14 protein-coding genes are annotated in these 16,788 nt (G+C 70.1%); 7 read left to right on the top strand and 7 right to left on the bottom strand.

Annotated elements, in window-relative coordinates:
* Nucleotides 1–90 precede the first annotated feature (90 nt).
* Both POF73_RS31045 and POF73_RS31040 read left to right on the top strand, forming a co-directional pair.
* Nucleotides 91–1,569, top strand: coding sequence for a GntP family permease (locus POF73_RS31045; RefSeq protein ID WP_272122148.1), 1,479 nt, complete (start codon nucleotides 91–93; stop codon nucleotides 1,567–1,569).
* A gap of 54 nt (nucleotides 1,570–1,623) precedes the next feature.
* On the top strand, nucleotides 1,624–2,193 hold the full coding sequence (locus tag POF73_RS31040) for a hypothetical protein (RefSeq protein WP_272122146.1): 570 nt from the start codon (nucleotides 1,624–1,626) through the stop codon (nucleotides 2,191–2,193).
* On the opposite strand, the gene POF73_RS31035 is transcribed toward POF73_RS31040, so the two are convergent.
* Entirely contained in the window at nucleotides 2,194–3,543 is a 1,350-nt protein-coding gene (locus POF73_RS31035) for a M14 family metallopeptidase (RefSeq protein ID WP_272122144.1), read from the bottom strand.
* 372 nt (nucleotides 3,544–3,915) lie between these two features.
* Between POF73_RS31035 and POF73_RS31030 the strand changes: the two genes are divergently transcribed.
* The 4 genes from POF73_RS31030 (at nucleotide 3,916) to POF73_RS31015 (ending at nucleotide 9,587) form a co-directional block, all read left to right on the top strand.
* On the top strand, nucleotides 3,916–6,678 hold the full coding sequence (locus POF73_RS31030; protein WP_272122142.1) for an ATP-binding protein: 2,763 nt from the start codon (nucleotides 3,916–3,918) through the stop codon (nucleotides 6,676–6,678).
* 134 nt (nucleotides 6,679–6,812) lie between these two features.
* On the top strand, nucleotides 6,813–7,727 hold the full coding sequence (locus POF73_RS31025) for an MEDS domain-containing protein (RefSeq protein WP_272122140.1): 915 nt from the start codon (nucleotides 6,813–6,815) through the stop codon (nucleotides 7,725–7,727).
* A gap of 116 nt (nucleotides 7,728–7,843) precedes the next feature.
* A complete protein-coding gene (locus tag POF73_RS31020; RefSeq protein WP_272122138.1) occupies nucleotides 7,844–8,209 on the top strand; it encodes a hypothetical protein in 366 nt (121 codons plus the stop codon).
* A 55-nt stretch (nucleotides 8,210–8,264) separates the two neighbouring features.
* Nucleotides 8,265–9,587: an Nramp family divalent metal transporter gene (locus POF73_RS31015; RefSeq protein ID WP_272122136.1), complete on the top strand. Its 1,323-nt coding sequence runs from the start codon at nucleotides 8,265–8,267 to the stop codon at nucleotides 9,585–9,587.
* A 21-nt stretch (nucleotides 9,588–9,608) separates the two neighbouring features.
* On the opposite strand, the gene POF73_RS31010 is transcribed toward POF73_RS31015, so the two are convergent.
* Nucleotides 9,609–10,877, bottom strand: a complete 1,269-nt coding sequence (locus POF73_RS31010; protein WP_272122134.1) for a hypothetical protein — start codon at nucleotides 10,875–10,877, stop codon at nucleotides 9,609–9,611.
* Between the two features lie 146 nt (nucleotides 10,878–11,023).
* The gene (locus POF73_RS31005) at nucleotides 11,024–11,539 is read right to left on the bottom strand and encodes a SigE family RNA polymerase sigma factor (RefSeq protein WP_272122132.1); all 516 of its coding nucleotides are present in this window, start codon (nucleotides 11,537–11,539) and stop codon (nucleotides 11,024–11,026) included.
* Nucleotides 11,540–11,670: 131 nt separating this feature from the next.
* On the opposite strand from POF73_RS31005, the gene POF73_RS31000 reads away from it, so the two are divergent.
* A complete protein-coding gene (locus POF73_RS31000; RefSeq protein ID WP_272122130.1) occupies nucleotides 11,671–12,126 on the top strand; it encodes a hypothetical protein in 456 nt (151 codons plus the stop codon).
* Between the two features lie 15 nt (nucleotides 12,127–12,141).
* Here the strand turns inward: POF73_RS31000 and POF73_RS30995 are convergent, their stop codons facing one another.
* The 4 genes from POF73_RS30995 to POF73_RS30980 all read right to left on the bottom strand — a co-directional run bounded on the left by POF73_RS30995 (nucleotide 12,142) and on the right by POF73_RS30980 (nucleotide 16,673).
* Nucleotides 12,142–13,818 (bottom strand): chitinase, encoded by a 1,677-nt coding sequence (locus tag POF73_RS30995; RefSeq protein WP_272122128.1) that lies wholly within the window; start codon nucleotides 13,816–13,818, stop codon nucleotides 12,142–12,144.
* Between the two features lie 138 nt (nucleotides 13,819–13,956).
* Nucleotides 13,957–14,388 carry a DUF3592 domain-containing protein gene (locus POF73_RS30990; protein WP_272122126.1) on the bottom strand — a complete coding sequence of 144 codons (432 nt, stop codon included), beginning with the start codon at nucleotides 14,386–14,388 and terminating at the stop codon, nucleotides 13,957–13,959.
* Nucleotides 14,389–14,435: 47 nt separating this feature from the next.
* The gene (locus POF73_RS30985) at nucleotides 14,436–15,053 is read right to left on the bottom strand and encodes a hypothetical protein (protein ID WP_272122124.1); all 618 of its coding nucleotides are present in this window, start codon (nucleotides 15,051–15,053) and stop codon (nucleotides 14,436–14,438) included.
* A gap of 48 nt (nucleotides 15,054–15,101) precedes the next feature.
* Nucleotides 15,102–16,673, bottom strand: a complete 1,572-nt coding sequence (locus POF73_RS30980; RefSeq protein WP_272122122.1) for a hypothetical protein — start codon at nucleotides 16,671–16,673, stop codon at nucleotides 15,102–15,104.
* Between the last annotated feature and the right edge of the window lie 115 nt (nucleotides 16,674–16,788).

The following is a 16,788-nucleotide window of genomic DNA, read 5'->3' as shown; positions in this document are numbered from 1 at the left end:
TAAACGGCATGGCGTCCGCCACCCCCTGGAACGCCATGCCGCGATCCAACCTGCCCGAAAGCCCGATGTACTTACCCAGAGGACCCCCAAATGTCCCATCCGCTCGCCGCGGCGACCGCCCCCGAGACACCACCCCACACCGGCGGCCTGCTCCTCCTCATCGACGGTACGGCCGGTCTGCTCACCGTCGCCGCCATCGGCATCGCCCTGCTGCTCTTCCTGATCATCAAGGTCCGCCTGCAGCCCTTCGTGGCCCTGCTCGCGGTCTCCATAGCGGTCGGCCTCATGGCCGGCCTCTCGGTCACCGAACTCTTCGGCACGGTCCAGAAGAGCGACGCCGTGTCGACCATCGAGTCCGGCATGGGCGGCATCCTCGGCCATGTCGCGATCATCATCGGCCTGGGCACCATGCTGGGCGCGATCCTCGAAGTCAGCGGCGGTGCGGAGGTGTTGGCGTCCCGTCTGCTGAACCTCTTCGGCGAGAAGCGAGCACCCCTCGCCATGGGCCTGACCGGCCTGATCTTCGGCATCCCGGTCTTCTTCGACGTCGGCATCTTCGTCCTCGCACCGATCGTGTACGCCGCCGCAAAGCGCTCGGGCAAGTCCGTCCTGCTCTACTGCCTGCCGCTGCTGGCCGGCCTGTCGATGACGCACGCCTTCCTGCCCCCGCACCCCGGTCCGGTCGCGGCGGCCGGCCTCCTGCACGTCGAGCTCGGCTGGGTCATCCTCATGGGCATCGTCTGCGGCATCCCGGCGGTGCTGGCGGCGTGGGCGTTCTCGGCCTGGATCGGCCGCCGAATCTTCGTCCCGGTCCCGCAGGACATGGTCGAGGCGGCGGCCGAGGCCAAGCTGGCGATCATCAACGAGCAGCGGGACGCGGGCGTGGAGCCGCAGGAGAAGCCGGTGCCGCTCGGCACGGTCCTCGGCATCATCGGTACGCCGCTGGTGCTGATCCTCGCGGCGACGTTCTCCTCGATCGCCCTGGACCCCTCCACCACCCGCTCGGTGATCGAGTTCTTCGGTAACCCGTTCGTGGCCCTGACGATCGCCCTGCTGCTCGCGTACTACCTTCTCGGCATCCGCCGCGGCTGGTCGCGCAAGTCCCTGGAGACGGTGTCCACTTCGTCGCTGAAGCCCGTCGGCAACATCCTCCTGGTCGTCGGCGCGGGCGGTGTGTTCGGCGCCGTCCTGAAGGCCAGCGGCGTAGCCCAGGCCCTCTCCGACACCTTCAACGACGTGGGCCTCCCGGTCATCGTCCTGTCGTACCTGATCTCGCTGGTGCTCCGGGTGGCCCAGGGCTCGGCCACGGTCGCCATCGTCACCACGGCCGGCATCGTCGCCCCCCTCCTCACCGAGGGCGACCACTCCCAGCCGTTCATCGCCCTGGTCATCATGGCCATCTCGGCCGGCTCGATCTTCGCCTCCCACGTCAACGACGGGGGCTTCTGGATCGTGGCCAAGTACTTCGGGATCAGCGAACGTGACACGTTGAAGACGTGGACGGTTCTGGAGAGTGTGCTGTCGGTTGCCGGATTTGTGGTGGCCGCGGCGTTGAGTCTGATCGTGTAACGATGCGGGGGCTGGTTGCGCGGGACACAGGGTTGTCGACCATACTCATCCGCTGTGGAGCAGCGCATAGGTTCAGGCAGCCAGCCCCTGGAAGGCGCCGGGTTCGACCCGGCCTTCATCCCCGGGCTCACCTCACCCGCATCCGCCAGGCCGGAGCGCGTGAAGGATGAGGACGTGGCCGAGGAGACCGACTCCGAGGTCGCCGACTCCGAGGAGGCCGTTTCCGACGGGACGGACTCCGAGGAGACGGACGTCGAAGCCGACGACGAGGCCGAGGTGGAGGACGACGAGGAAGAGGCCGACGAGGAGGAGGCTCCCGTCGACGGTCCCGTCTTCGAGGCCGCCGACCGCCGGGCCCGTATCGTCGCCGACCACAGAGGCGTCCGGCTCTCCCTGGACGACCAGGAGTGCGAGTTCCGCTGGGACGAGATCGGCGCCGTCGAGACGGAGGTCCCGCGCTTCGGGAAGCGGTACACCATCACGGTGCACACTCCTGACCGCCGCTGGTACCCGATCGAGATCGAGGCGACGGCCAGGAGCAGCTTCAAGGCGTGGGACGAGGAACTGGACGCGGTCCTCGACGCCTACTTCGAACAGGACGCCGAGGAAGCCGACGCCAAGTAGCTAGCTGCAGTACTGGGCCTCCTTGCCGATGGACCGGTACATGCAGTCCGAGTTCTCCAGCAACTGCAGTACCGCGTCCCGGTTCCGGGCGGTCTCCCGCTCGATGACCTCGTCGGGCGGGTAGAACCCTCCGCCCCCGGAGCTCGGGTACATCTCGAACGTGTACGAGAAGATCTTCTGGTTGCCCCACAGCCAGTCGTCGATCGATCCGTCGGTGATGTACAGATCACTGGACTGCTCCGGCGTATAGCCGTTGCTGGCGGCCATCTTCTGCCCGACCGCGGCGAACGCGTTGCGGTCGTCGGCAGTCATCCCGGGCGCGGTGTCGGAGTACGTGTACCCGAACGGCCACAGCACCAGCTCGCTGTACGTGTGGAAGTCGACACCGGCCTTGATCTGCTGCTTGCCGCCGACGACCCGGCTGCGTACGAAGTTCGCGACCACCTTCACCTCGGGCGCGGACTCGGCGGACGCGCCCCGGTACGTGTCCGAGGACGCCGACCCCGACGAACCGCCGCAGCAACCCCACCGGTAGTTCCAGTTCCGGTTGAGGTCGGTCCCGACGGCCGACGAACCGGAGTTGGGCTGCCGGTTCTTGCGCCACGACCGGTACGAGCCGGTGGCGATGTCGTACTCGCCGCCGTCCGGGTTGAGGTCGGGCACGATCCAGATCTCCCGGTTGTTCACCATGCTGGTGATCCGGGAGTCGCTGCCGTAGTCGGAGGTCAGCTCGCGCAGCAGGTACAGCGCCATCTCGACGGTGAGGTGCTCACGCGCGTGCTGGTGGTGGGTGAACAGGACCTCCGGCTCGGCCTCGTCGGTGCCGACGTTGTCGCTGATCTTGATGGCGACGATGTTCCGGCCCTGGTACGACGTGCCGATGACGCGCTGGCTCGCGATCGAAGGGTTGGCCGAGACGATCGAGTTGATCTCGCTCGTCATCTCCGCGTAGTTGTGATAGCGCGAGTCGCCCGACGGGAAGTCGTAGAGCCGGACGTCGTCCTCGCCGGCGGACCGGTCGGGGACCGCGCCGAGCGGGGTGACTTCGTAGCCGAGCGCCTTCAGCTTCTTGATCTGGTCCGCCCGGCCCGAGATCACGACACCGTGGCCGTGAGCCTCGTCCACGGTCACGCCGGTCCGCTGAAGTGCCGTGCGGTCCTTGGCCGTCGAGTGCATGTGGACCTCGTACTGCCGGACGTCGTCGGCCGAAGGGGCCGCCTTGGCGGCGCTGTCGGCGTTCGCGGACACGTTCGCGGAGAGCGGCGCCGCGAGGGCGAGGGCGAGTACTGCGGCGAGCGCGGCGGTACGTCTGCCGCTGCGGGCTCCTGAGCCGCGTATTCGAAGTCGCATGAAGTCTCCTTGTGGGAGTGGGGGGTGGGGTTCAGTGCGACGTACGTGGTGCGGGTGTGGCGCTCATCGTGGGCCTGTGGCATGCACGGGTCAAGTATGGGACGGCGATCAATGGCGTGAACCATGCGGAAATAGGCCGCGCAGTGTACGCGCGCACACTTCACACCGAGCGGTCCCCGGCGAAATCCACCCGGGGGTGTGATCCGGACGTGCGGGGCGGTGCGGGGACGGAGGAGCGTAAGGGTCCGCGCAAGGGGGGGAGCGGTGGGAGCGGCGGGAGTGGTGGGGAACGCCGCACCCTCCGGCTCCCCGGCTCCTCCGCTCCCCGGCTCCGTCGGACGACACCTGGGGGGAACGGAGGAACTGCTGATCATGGGTGGATCAGCACCACGACGCGACCATCAACTGCCGGTCGAGACGACCAGCTTCGTCGACCGGCGCCGTGAACTCGCCATGGGCCGGGAGCTGTTGGCAAGAACCCGGCTCGTCACCCTGACCGGGCCCGGCGGCGTCGGCAAGACCCGCCTCGCCGCCCGCATCGCGGCCGCCGTACGGCGCACCTTCCCCGACGGCGTGCGGTACGTGCACCTCTCCGGCCTGGGCGACCCCGAGCTCGTCCCGCTCGCCGCCGCCGACGCGCTCGACCTGCACGATCACTCCGCACGGCCGCCGTTGCAGGCGCTGGTGGAGCGGGTGCGGGAGCGCCGGCTGCTCCTGCTGATCGACAACTGCGAGCACCTGCTGCCGGCCTGTGCCGAACTCGCCGCGGCCCTGCTGCACGGCACGACCGGCGTACGGATCCTCGCCACCAGCCGCCACCGCCTCGGTCTGACCGAGGAACACCTCCTGGACGTACGGCCCCTGCCGGTCCCCGACCCCGACGGCGACCTCTCCTCGCCCGAGGGCTACCCGGCCCTGGCCCTGTTCGCCGACCGGGCCGCCGCGGTCGTCCCCGACTTCCGCCTCACGTCCGCCAACCGCGCCGCCGTCGCCCGCCTGTGCCGCCGCCTCGACGGCCTCCCCCTCGCCATCGAACTCGCCGCCGTCCGGATGCGCGTCCTCGACGTCGACCAGCTCCTGGACCGCCTCGCCGACCGCTACCGCCTCCTCACCGGCGGCAGCCCCACCGCCCTGCCCCGCCACCAGACCCTGCGGGCGGCGGTCGACTGGAGCCATGAACTGTGCACCGGGTGGGAGCGGTTGGTGTGGGCCCGGTTGTCGGTGTTGGCGGGGAGTTTCGACCTGGAGACGGCGGAGGTGGTGTGTGGGGGTGGAGCGGGGGTGGCGGGGCCAGTTGGAGTGGGTGAGTACGGGAAGGCGGGGGTGGTTCGGGCAGGTGGGGTCGAGGCGGCGGGGGTGGTTCGAGGTGGCGAGGTCGAGGCGGCGGGGGTGGTTCGAGGTGGCGAGGTCGAGGCGGCGGGGGTGGTTCGAGGTGGCGGGGTCGAGGCGGCGGGGGTGGTGCCGGGCGGCGGTGCTTCCTGGCCGGGCGGGTGGAGAGGTGAGTTGGGCTTCTTGGCCGACCGAGTCGGGTGGTGGGTGGGCGAGGACGGGGGGCTGGGGGCGGAGCCCCCAGTGGGACGCAGGGGAGGAGCCCCTGGCGGGGTCGAAGGGGCGGAGCCCCTGGAGGACGGGACGGGTAGGGGCGGCGGGGGCGAAGAACCCCTGGCGGCCACCCCGTCCATCCACCCTCCCGACGTCCTCGACGCCATCACCGGCCTTGTCGACAAGTCGGTACTGTCCCGGGAGGCCGGTCCCGACGGCATCCGCTATCGCCTCCTCGACACCCTCCGCCACTACGGCCTGGCCCACCTCCGTCGGCTCCCCGGCGAGGAGCCCGCGGCCCGCCGCCGTCAACGTGACTGGATGCTGCACCGCGCCGCCCGCTGCGAGAGCGCCTGGTTCGGACCGGGCCAGCGTGAGATCGTCGCCCGCCTGCGCGCCGACCAGGACAACCTCCGTGCCGCCCTCGACTTCAGCCTCTCCACCCCGGGCGAGCGGCTCCCCGGACTGCGCCTCGCCGGCACCCTGTGGTTCTACTGGCACGCCTGCGGAGCCCCCCGCGAGGGCCGCCACTGGCTCGACCGCGCCCTGGCAGCCAACCCCGAGCCCACCCGGGAACGGGCCCGCGGCCTGTGGATCGCGGGACTCCTCGCCGCAGCCACCCACGACCTCACCGCGGGCCTCGCCCTCGCCCAGGACGCCCACGCCCTGGCCCAGGAGCTCGGCGACGCGGCGGAGGCGGCGCACGCCGAGTACGTCATCGGCGTCATCACCCTGTTCATGGACGACCTGCCGACCGCGCTCAGACACTTCGAGGCCAGCGTCGCCCGCGGCCGCGTTCCCGGCCAGCACCTCAGCCTGTACGGCCTCGACCAGGTCGAACTCGCCTGCGCCCTGGGCTTCCTGGGCGAGGCCGACCGTGCCGTGGAGGTCTGCGAACGGGCCCGACGGATGTGCGAACGGCACGGCGAGGAGTGGGTGCACTCCTACGTCCTGCGGATGCTCGCCCTCGCCCACACCGTGCGACGCGACTGGTGCCGGGCCGAACACCAGGCCCGCAAGGCCCTGCGTCTCAAACTCGCCGTTCACGACGTCACCGGCATCGCCCTGACCCTCGACCTCCTGGCCCGCATCGCCACGGAGACCGGCGCCCACGAACGCGCGGCCGTCCTGCTCGGCGCCGCCGACCACACCTGGTCCGGCATCGACCGCGACCGCTGGGGCTCGGCCACCCTCAAGGCGACCCGCCGCGACAGCGAGACCCGCGCCTGCGCGGCCCTGGCCCGCCCCGCCTTCCAACGGGCCTACGAACGCGGCACCGCACTCGGCCTCACCGAGACCGTCGACTACGCGGTCACCGACACCGACACCGACACCAAACAGCGGCCCCGGCCCCGTACAGGACCCCAAGCCCCCACAGGAAGCCCGGAATTCACCGAAAGGAGCATCGTCCATCTCACCCGCCGCGAGACCGAGGTCGCCGAACTCGTTGCCCAAGGCCTCGCCAACCAGCAGATCGCCGACCGGCTGGTCATCGCCCGCCGCACCGCCGAGGGCCACGTCGAACGCATTCTCGGCAAGCTCGGCTTCAGCAACCGCAGCCAGATCGCCGCCTGGGTGACGGCCCAACGCTGAAGCCGAACGGCCGACCCCCGGCATCCGACCCCCGACCTTCGATCCCCGACCTTCGACCGGCATCCGAACCGACAACCAGCTCCGTTCGACCGGCATCCGAACCGACAACCAGCTCCGAAGGAGAGCCAGCCTCGATGACCCCCCAAACCACCTCCCCCCAGGCCCCCTTCGACCATCGCATGACCGTCTTCGCCTCCGACGACGAGTTCCTCGCCTCCGCCCTCCCCTTCGTCACCGAGGCCCTCGCCGCCCCCGACGAACCCCCGCCCGTCGCCATCGCCGCCCCGGCCAACCTGGACCTCCTGCGCGACGCCCTCGGCACCGACGCCAAGAGCGTCGCCCTGGTCCCGCACACCGAGTGGTACACCGGCTCCGCCGCCAACGCGATCGCCCAGGGCGCCGGTTACCTCGCCGCCAACGCGGGCCCCGGCGGCCGTATCCACCTCCTCATGGAACCCGTCTGGAACGGCCGCGCCGGACGCTCGCCGCGCGAGACAGCCGAGTGGATCCGTTACGAGGCCCTCGCCAACCTCCTCTTCGCCCCGCTCGCCACGACCGCCCTGTGCGCCTACGACGCCCGCGCCGCCGGCCCGGCCATCGTCGCCGCCGCCCGCCGCGCCCACCCCGACACCGGCGTCTACGAGGACCCGGTCCGGCTCGCCGCGGAACTCGACGCCGTACCCCTGCCCCAGGCGCCCGCCGACGCCCAGCGGCTCCCCGGCCCGGCGCCCGCCGCCGACGCCGTACGCGACTGGGCGCTCACCCGGGGACTGGCCGCCGCGGACGCGGAGTTGTTCGCCACGGCCGTCACCGAGGCGGCCGACGCCATCGGCCCGCTGGACGCCGCCCTGCTGTGGGGCGACGCCCCGGCATGCGTCTGCGAACTGCGTGCCGCGCGCCCCGTCGACGACCCGCTCGCGGGCTTCGTACCGCCGCCGAGCGGGGAACTGGAGCCCGGTCAGGGGCTGTGGTTCGCCCGCCAGGTGTGCGCGTACGTCGATGTCCGCGGCGAGGGAGAGGGGGCGAGCGTACGGCTGCAGTACGGGTAGCGGAGGCCCGGCCCCGACAGGGACAGCGGGTAGGGGACAGCAAGCAGGGGATACAGGTATGGAATCGGGTATTTCTCCCCGTGTGCCCGCATCCCCGTACCCGCCACCCTGGACCCATGCTGTACGGCTCGAATCCCCAACCGCCCATGGGAGCAGGCCATCTGAGCGTCGAATACGACCCTTGCCCCTCCGCGGTCGGCGAGGCCCGCGCGGAGGTTCGGCGGCAGCTGGAGGGGTGGGGGCTCGCGGAATTCGACGACCTGGTGGATGTGGCCGAGGGGCTTGTGAGCGAGTTCGCCACGGACGCCTTGCGGCGGGCGGCGCGTGGGTTCCGGCTCACTCTGTTCGCCGCGCACGGTGTTCTTCGGTGTGAGGTGCGGGACGGGGTGGGGAAGACCGTGTGGGCCGAGTTCGGTACGTGCGGGTGTGTGGGAGGGAGCGGTTCGTTCTGCCGACTGGGGTCGTACTCGGGTTGCGGGTAGGGAGTCCGTGCGGGCCCTCTTGTAGGTTCCGTTTCCTTACGCTTTCTTGATCTGCATGGCGGACACCACAGGTAACCCCACGTTCTCTGAGGCACCCTCCGGCAGTCATCCCCCACTCGGTAAGTCCCGTTGGCGGTACATCGGCCCGGGCATCGTCGTCGCCGCGACCGGTGTCGGGGCCGGCGATCTCGTCGCCACCCTCATCGCGGGCAGCAACTTCGGGTACACGCTGCTCTGGGCCGCGGTCATCGGCTGTCTGGTCAAGATCTCCCTCGCCGAGGCGGCCGGGCGCTGGCATCTGTCCACCGGGCGCACCCTGTTCGACGGTTGGGCGAGCCTCGGCCGCTGGACCATCTGGTTCTTCGGTGTCTACGCCGTGATCTGGGGGTTCGTGTACGGCGCCGCCGCGATGTCGTCGAGCGCGCTCCCGCTGCAGGCGTTGTTCCCGGACGTGATGGACCTGGAGTGGTGGGCCATCGCGTGCGGTCTCGTAGGACTCGTCTTCGTCTGGTTCAACAAGTACGCGGTCTTCGAGAAGGTCATGACGGTCCTGGTGGGTGTCATGTTCGTGGTGACCGTGTATCTCGCGATCCGCGTCACGCCGAACCTTCCCGACGCCTTCGCCGGTCTGCTGCCCGTCCTGCCCGACGAGAAGGACTCGATCCTCAACACCCTCGGCCTGATCGGCGGTGTCGGCGGCACCATCACCCTTGCCGCGTACGGCTACTGGGTCAACGCCAAGGGCTGGACCAACACCGGCTGGATGAAGGTCATGCGGCTCGACAACCGCGTCGCGTACATCACGACCGGCGTCTTCGTCATCGCCATGCTGTTCGTCGGCGCGGAGCTCCTGCACTCCGCGAACATCGCCATCGCCGGCGGCGACAAGGGGCTCCTCCAGCTCAGCGACATCCTGGAGGAGGAGTACGGCACGGCGACCGCCAAGTTCTTCCTGATCGGCTTCTTCGCCACCTCCTACACCTCCCTGATCGGCGTCTGGCACGGGGTGAGCCTGATGTTCGCCGACTTCATGGCCCGGTTCCGGGGCGAGGGCGCGCAGAAGGGCGAGGAGGTCGCCTCCGGTGCGCGCGAACGCTCCTGGCCGTTCCGCGCATACCTGCTGTGGCTGACCTTCCCGCCCATCGTCCTGCTGTTCCAGGGCGAGCCCTTCCGCCTGATCATCATCTACGGCGTCCTGGGCGCGGCCTTCCTGCCCTTCCTCGCCGGCACCCTGCTCTGGCTCCTCAACTCCTCGCGCACGCCGGGGGAATGGCGCAACGGGCCGGTGAGCAACGCGATGCTGGTGATCGCGGGCCTGTTGTTCCTGGTGCTGTGCCTGAAGCAGGTCTGGGACCAGCCGTGGTCGGAGTTCTTCTAGCCGGAGAGCTGTCCGAGGGGCCTAGCGGAAGCGGTCCCACTCCGGGCTGAGGGCGATCTCCCGGAGCTGCTTCACGGTCAGGGCCGGCTTCGCGCGGGACGGGGAGGCGTGCGGGCCGTCCGCGTTGTAGGCGCTGACCGCGACCCGGAAGCCGTCGGTGCGCAGCGTGTCGACGGTCCGGCGCACGCAGCCCGCGACGCCCTTGTCGCCCGCGTCCTGCCGGTCGGTGACCAGGGTGCCGTCCGGCAGGGTCTCGGCGTCGTCCCCGAACAGCTCGTCGGCGACGTCGCCCATGCCGTGCTGGACGTCGATCTCGACGAGGCTCCTGCCCTTGCCGTCGTCGACGACGAGGTACGAGTAGTCGGTGCCCCTGTCGGCCACCTTGGCGCCCTTGGGGAGCAGCGGCACCAGCGTGTCCAGGATCTCGGTGAAGGACGGCTCCTGGGTGGGGCCCTGCTGGTCCGTCCCCGTCGGTTCCCCGGAGCCCCCTGTGCCCCCGCCGTTTCCGGGAATGGAGTCGACGTACCCCCGCCACACCTTCGCCATCGCGAGCTCCTTCAACTGGGCGGTGGACAGGGGCGGTTCGCTCCTGCTGACCGGCGCGCCCTTCTCGGCGGCGGCGTTCCACTCGCTCACGGAGACGTGCTGTCCGGCCGGGGTGACCAGGTCGGCCGTCCACATCTTGGTGTCGACGCGCCGGTCGGGATACTCGTACCCCTGGAACAGCTTGAGCAGGGAGCCGTCGGGCAGCAGGGTGGAGACGCACCTGTCATGCGGGGTGACCGTCTTGTCCGGGCACTTGGTCATCTGACGGGCCTGTTCGCCGCCGGGCTCGATCCGGTCCAGGCCGACGGTGATGGCGCCGGGGCCCTTGCCGTCGTCGTGCACGAGATGGACGTACGGCGGCATCAGGGAGTTCGTCGCGCCCTTCGCGTCCCGCTCACTGACCTTGCCCTCGGGGAGCAGTCCTTCGAGCGTCTCGATGAGTTGGCGGGCGGTCACGGGAGGCGCGGAGGGCGTGCCGGACGGCTGCTCGGCCACGTTGGAGCTCGACGGCCGCGGGGCCGGGGTCCCGCCCCACGGCACCAGCAGCGCCCCGCCCACGCCGACGAGGGCGATCCCGGCCGCGCCGCCCACCACCGTGGCCCGCCGCCTCAGCCGCAGCCGACGCCCGCGTGCCAGGCCGGCGGCGACGAGCGCGGTCCGGTCGGCGTCGAAGCGGTCACCGGTGTCGTGCAGGGCGTGACTGAGCCGCCCCTCGAAGTGGTCCTCGTCGTGTTCCACAGGCATGGCGGATCCACCGTTTCTCAGGATTGGGCTCGTAAGAGCCGTAGGGCAGAGGGCCGTAGGACAGGGGGTCGTGGGGTAGAGGGGCCTGGGTCAGGGGGCGCAGGGCAGAGGGGTGTGGGTCGGGGCGTGGGGCAAGGGGCCGTGGGTCAGGGTGCCGCGTACTCGCCGAGGTCCTCGCCCAGCAGCTCGCGCAGCCGCCCCAGCGCCCGGGTGCACCTCGTCCGTACCGCCGCGGAACTGGCGTTCAGCGCGTCCGCGGTCTCCTCCACGGACCGGTCCTCCCAGTAACGCAGCACGACCACGGCCCGGTCCTTGGCGGGCAGCCGGGCCAGTGCCTGGAGCAGGGTCAGCCGTAGCGGCAGGTCACCGTGTCCGCCGTCGGCCGCCGCACGGTCGGGGATCGCGTCCGTGGCCCGTTCGGTGCTGCTGCGCCGCCGCTGATGGGCGAGGAAGGTGCGGGTGAGGACGGTCTGCGCGTACCCGGCGGGGTTGTCCACCCGGGAGATCCGTCCCCAGCGGACGTAGATCCGGCCGAGGGCCTCCTGGACGAGATCCTCGGCGAGATGGGTGTCGCCGGCCGTCAACAGACAGGCAGACCGGTACAGATGCCCGGCTCTCGCCACCGCGAACTCCGCATACTCGTCCGCGCGGGCCTGTCCCATCCGTTCCCCCTGTTGTGCTGTGCGCCGGCTGTCGGTGAGGTCCTCACTTCACTGATGCGGCGGGGCAGGGAGAATGTTTCACCGCAACACCGAGAAGTTCCCAGCCGGCTTGAGGACCGAGGCACCGACGGATGACCGAGCAGCCACCACTCCCACCCTCACCCCCACCCGTCCCGGGCTTCGGTCCACCCCCACCCCAGTACGCACCCCAGAGCGCACCGCAATACGCCCCCGCGCAGCCACCGCCGTATGCCGCCCCGGTCCCGCCGCCCCACCCCGCGGCCCAGTCGGCCCCCGCCGCCCCGGTCGGCCCGGACTTCCTGGCCGTCGACAAGCGCAACGCCGTCGTCGTGGACGCGTCCGGTGTCGCCTTCGAGATGTCCGGCCTCACGATCGAGTTCCACTGGCCGGAGATCAGCAGCATCCACTACAAGGCGAGCCCCGACGGCAAGGCGCTCATGGTCGCCGTCATCCACCTGGACGGCCGGTTCTACGAGTGCGTGGTGGAGGCCAGACCCAGGCCGCGGCTGCAGGAGTGGTTCCAGCAGCTGGCCTGGGTCCTCGGTCATTACCGGCCCATGGGGTGAGGGCGGCGACGGGCCCTACGGCAGCCCGTGCACATGCGGCCCCACCGCGTTGGACCACGCGTTGCCGTCCGTCGCGTCCCAGTTCGTGGACCAGGTCATCGCGCCGCGCAGATCGGGATAGGTCCGCGAGGGCTTGAAGGACCCGCACCCGGTGCCCTTGGTCAGGCAGTCCAGGGCGTTGTTCACGACCGACGGAGCCACGTACCCGCTGCCCGCGGCCCGGGTGGAGGCGGGCAGGCCGAGCCCCACCTGGGAGGGGGCGAGGCCGCCCTCCAGCTGGATGCAGGCCAGGGCGGTCAGGAAGTCCACCGAGCCCTGGCTGTAGACCTTGCCGTCGCAGCCGAGCATCGAACCGCTGTTGTAGTACTGCATGTTGACGACGGTCAGGATGTCCTTGATGTTCAGCGCCGTCTGGAAGTAGGAGTTCGCCGTCGACTGCATGTCGATGGTCTGCGGCGCCATCGTGATGACCAGCGACGATCCCGCCTTCGAGGAGAGCGAGCGCAGGGCCTGCGTCATGTACGTCGCGTTGAGACCGTTCTCCAGGTCGATGTCGACGCCGTCGAAGCCGTACGTCTGCATGAGGGTGTGGACGGAGTTCGCGAAGTTCGTCGCCGACGCGGCGTCGTTCACGGCCACCGTGCCGCGCTCACCGCCCACCGAGACGACGACCTTCTTCCCGGCCGCCTGCTTGGCCCTGATGTCCGCCTTGAACTGGTCGACGGTGTAGCCGCCCAGCCCGGCCGAGTCCAGGTTGAAGGTCACCGCGCCGGGCGTCGAGGTCGCGTCCGCGAAGGCGACGGCGATGATGTCGTACTGGGACTGCACGTCCGCGAGCTTCTGGACCGTGGCGCCGTTGTTGAAGTTCTGCCAGTAGCCGGTCACCGCGTGCTTGGGCAGCGCAGGACCCACCGGCCCCGCCGTGGTCGTCCCCGTGACCGCGGCCGACTTCGCCGACTCACCGGCCGCGTTGGTCGCCGTGACCTGGAAGGAGTACGACGTCGAGGCCGCGAGCCCGGTCACGGTCGCCGAAGTGCCGGTCACCGCGGTCACCTTGGTGCCGTCGCGGTAGACGTTGTAGCCGGTCGCGCCCGAGACGGCGTTCCAGGCCAGGGAGACGGACGACGAGGAGGTGCCCGACACCGCGAGCCCGCCCGGCGTACCGGGGATCGTGGGGGAGGGGTCGGTGCCACCGCCGCCGTCGGGGCCGTACACCGACACGTCGTCCGCGTAGTAGGCCGCCTGTCCGTACCAGCCGTGCGTGTACACCGTCACGGAGGTCGTCGAGCCGCCGGTGGTGAAGGTGGTCGACAGCTGCTTCCAGGACGCCGAGTCCGGCGTCCAGGTCGACACGTCCGTGGTGCCGGTGCCCGTCACGCCGAGGTAGGTGTAGCCGCCCTGCACCCAGGCGCTCAGCGTGTACGTGGAGTTGGGCTTCACCGCCACGGCCTGCGTGCACCGTGCGTTGTCCTGCCCGGCCGGCGTCGCCTTCAGCGCGGTGGCGCCGCCGTGCACGGGGGAGGAGACCGTCGTCCCGCTGTTCGCGGAACACGTCCAGTTGCTCAGGCCGGACTCGAATCCGGCGTTCTTCGCGTTGTTGACGTCCGCCGCGGACGCCTGGCCCGCGGGGAGAAAGGCGAGAGCGAGGGCGGCGGTGACGGCGCCCGTCCAGAGTCTGCTGCGTATGGACATGACAATAGGCATGTTGAACAACTTGGTCCAGACCAATTCGACTGTCAAGAGAATCTCGCGACGCCGACGACCGCGGGGCCGATGTTCCGCTGTTCCGCGGTTCGGCGATCCACGTGCCTACGAAGCACGGATGGGACGTCAGTTGCCCCCGAGCACCTGATGCACGAAGAGGGCCGTGAAGCCGAGCGTGGCCATGCCGCACCCGGCGACCAGGGCAAGACACTGCAGGACGGGCGACCAACTGCCCCGGCCCGCTATGGTCGCCGTCCGCTCGGGATCGCGCGGGTCATAGGCGACCGCGACCTGGGCGCCCTCCTTCACCGACCAGCCGGCGAGGTCCTCGAACTCGACCTCCCGGCCGTCGGGCGCCCGGAAGGCGAAGTAGTGCCGCGTCGCGTCGGAGCGGTTGTACGGCTCGGTCTCGACGCGGACGCACGTCCCGGTGGTCCGTGTGCCGCTCCGCATCATCCGCACGACCGTCACCAGACGGCGGGCGTACTTCACCGTCAGCCAGCCGAAGAAGAGCATGAGGGCCCCGAGGACGACGTATCCGGATCCGGGAATCTCCATGGTCGGCCCACCTCCTTCGCGATCGGCACCGCTGCCCGGCGCATGTCCTAGTGCACCTGAACCGAATCGATGATCTTGCTCAGGTCGGCGTCGTCCAGTGCGCCCTTCTTCGCGTCGATCCGGACCGCGAAGGTCTTCTCCCGTGAGTCGAGCCCGGTGAGGATCACCCCCTGGAGACGGGTGCCCTTCGGCGGCGTGTCCTCCTCGCCGGTCGAGCTGAACTCGAAGTCGACCCGCTTGGCCTCGTCCGTCCCGGCCAGCTGGACATCCTTCTCGCCCTTGAGCGTCGCCCCCAACTGCACACCGGCCTCGGCGGCGATCGCGGCCTCCTCGGCCGAGTCGGCGTCGGTGAAGTCCAGTTGAACGGTGATCATGGAGACGATCGTGCCGTCCTCGGTACGGACCGCCTCGGCCGCGTTGTGCTCGCTGCGCTCGTCGGCGCCCCGCTCCACATATCCGTCGGAGCCCTTGGGGTATGAGACGTCCACACCCTTCGTCTTCAGCGTGCCCCAGCCGCCGGGCACCGAGTCCGCCTCCTGGCCGTCCCCACCGCAGCCGGTGACGAGCAGGGCGGCGCACACCCCGGAGACGAGGCCGGTGACGGCCCGGTTGCCTCTGCGGGGGTTCACGCTGCTCCGGCCTCGTACGTCAAGCCTGCTGTTCATTCGTGATCGCTCCCCTGGCCTGCGCTCGTCCCTGGTCCCGGTCCCTGATCACTGGGCACAGTAGCTGTAGGGGACGTACGACCGGCGTCCGTCTCGTGGGGCTCCCAGGAATTGTGCGTCGTTGAGCATCTCTTCCTTCTTCTCGGTTCCCACCGAGAAGCCGAGGCTGAGCCCGAGGTTCAGTTCGAAGCCGTACTCCGCGGCCTCCTGCCGGCCCGTATACACCGTCTTGCTGGACTTGCCCTTGTCGAAGAGCAGTTGCCCGAACGAGTCGTCGTTGCCAGGTCGCTTCGTCGGGGCGTGGTCGTCGAACATGTAGGTGAAGGGGGCCGCGTTGTCGCCGTAGCCGTCGAGCCACTTCTCGGCGACCGTGCGGTCGGCGTCGCCTTCGGGACCCGGGTCGAAGCTGACGGAGTTGGTGACGACCTCGATGCCGGTCTCGTTGTCGGTGCCCTTGACGCCGCCGCTGCCGCCCCGCTTGTCGTCCCCGCTCTTGCCGTTGTCGCCGCCGGCCTTGGCGCCGTCCTTGGTCGCGCCCTTCTCGACGGTGCGCGTCATGTCGATGCGGATCAGCTTGCCGGTCTTCTTGTCGTGGGTGACGGTGATGGTGCCGGTCTGTGTCGTCGACGCGGAGGCCTCGCCGCTGAGGGGACCGGCCTCGTAGCCCAGCTTGGTGCCGTACTCGATGGACGCGGAGTACGTGTACGACTTGTTGTTCTTGTACTTGTTGTCCGTCCACGTCACCTCCGGCGAGAACTTGAAGTTGCCGCCGAGCGTGGCGCTGAGTTTCTCCTCGTCGCCGGCCGACAGCTTCATACCGCCCGCTGCCGACGCCTCAAGCCCGACCTTGCCGTAGGAGATCTGCCGGTTGCCGCCGAGGCCCTTCTCGATCCGCTCGCGGGTTTCCTCCTCGTCCTTGAGCGGCCCGGCCCCGAAGAGGTAGAGGATGCTGTCGCCGACGCTCGCCTCGGCGCCGCCGGGCGACTGGCGCCGCATCTCGTACATCTGCAGCTTCTCGATGTCGTCCCGGAACCTCTTGGCCTCTTCCTCGCTCTCGAACACCCAGGTGTCCCCGTTGGTCACCTTGATGCCCGCGCCGAGCTCGACCTTGTCCGATCCGAACTTCCCGACCTTGGCCCCCGGTTTCCAGTCCTTCTTCGCGGCGACGGACGCGGCGTCGGTGAACGTCATGTGCACCAGCTCGTCCTTGTCGTCGACTCTGCCGTCCTTGTTGATGTCGGTGTTGGCCTTGAACCGCTGTTCCTGGAAGCCGTACTCCTCCCCGAACTCGATGAACAGCACCTTGGCCTTCGCGCCGGCCTTGTCGGTGATGGCCGAGATCTGGCAGAGGGGAGGCTCGAAGTCGGCGTCGGTGAGGGGCTTGCCGGGGTCAGGGCCGCCCCCGGCGCAGTTGCTGCCGCCCGTGACCCGACAGATCTGCGCGGCGAGCTTCTGGTAGAGCGCCTGCCCCAGACCGGTGGCGGACACCCCGAGGACGAGAGCGACGACGACCACGACCATGCCGAGGAACTCGGTGGCGGTCGCTCCGCGGTCATCGCGTCTGTGCGGTCGTCGGCACGGCCCTTCGTACGCCGGCGGTATGCCGTCCCCCTGAACCATGCTCGGGCCTCTCCTTGTCCGTGGCGCCCGGGGGGGGGGGGGGGGGGGGGGGGGGGGGGGGGGGGGGGGGGGGGGGGGGGGGGGGGGGGGGGGGGGGGGGGGGGGGGGGGGGGGC

Origin of the sequence: Streptomyces sp. HD, assembly GCF_028369295.1 — a bacterium.
Lineage (GTDB): Bacteria > Actinomycetota > Actinomycetes > Streptomycetales > Streptomycetaceae > Streptomyces.
This window is presented reverse-complemented; position numbering and strand designations above follow the sequence as displayed.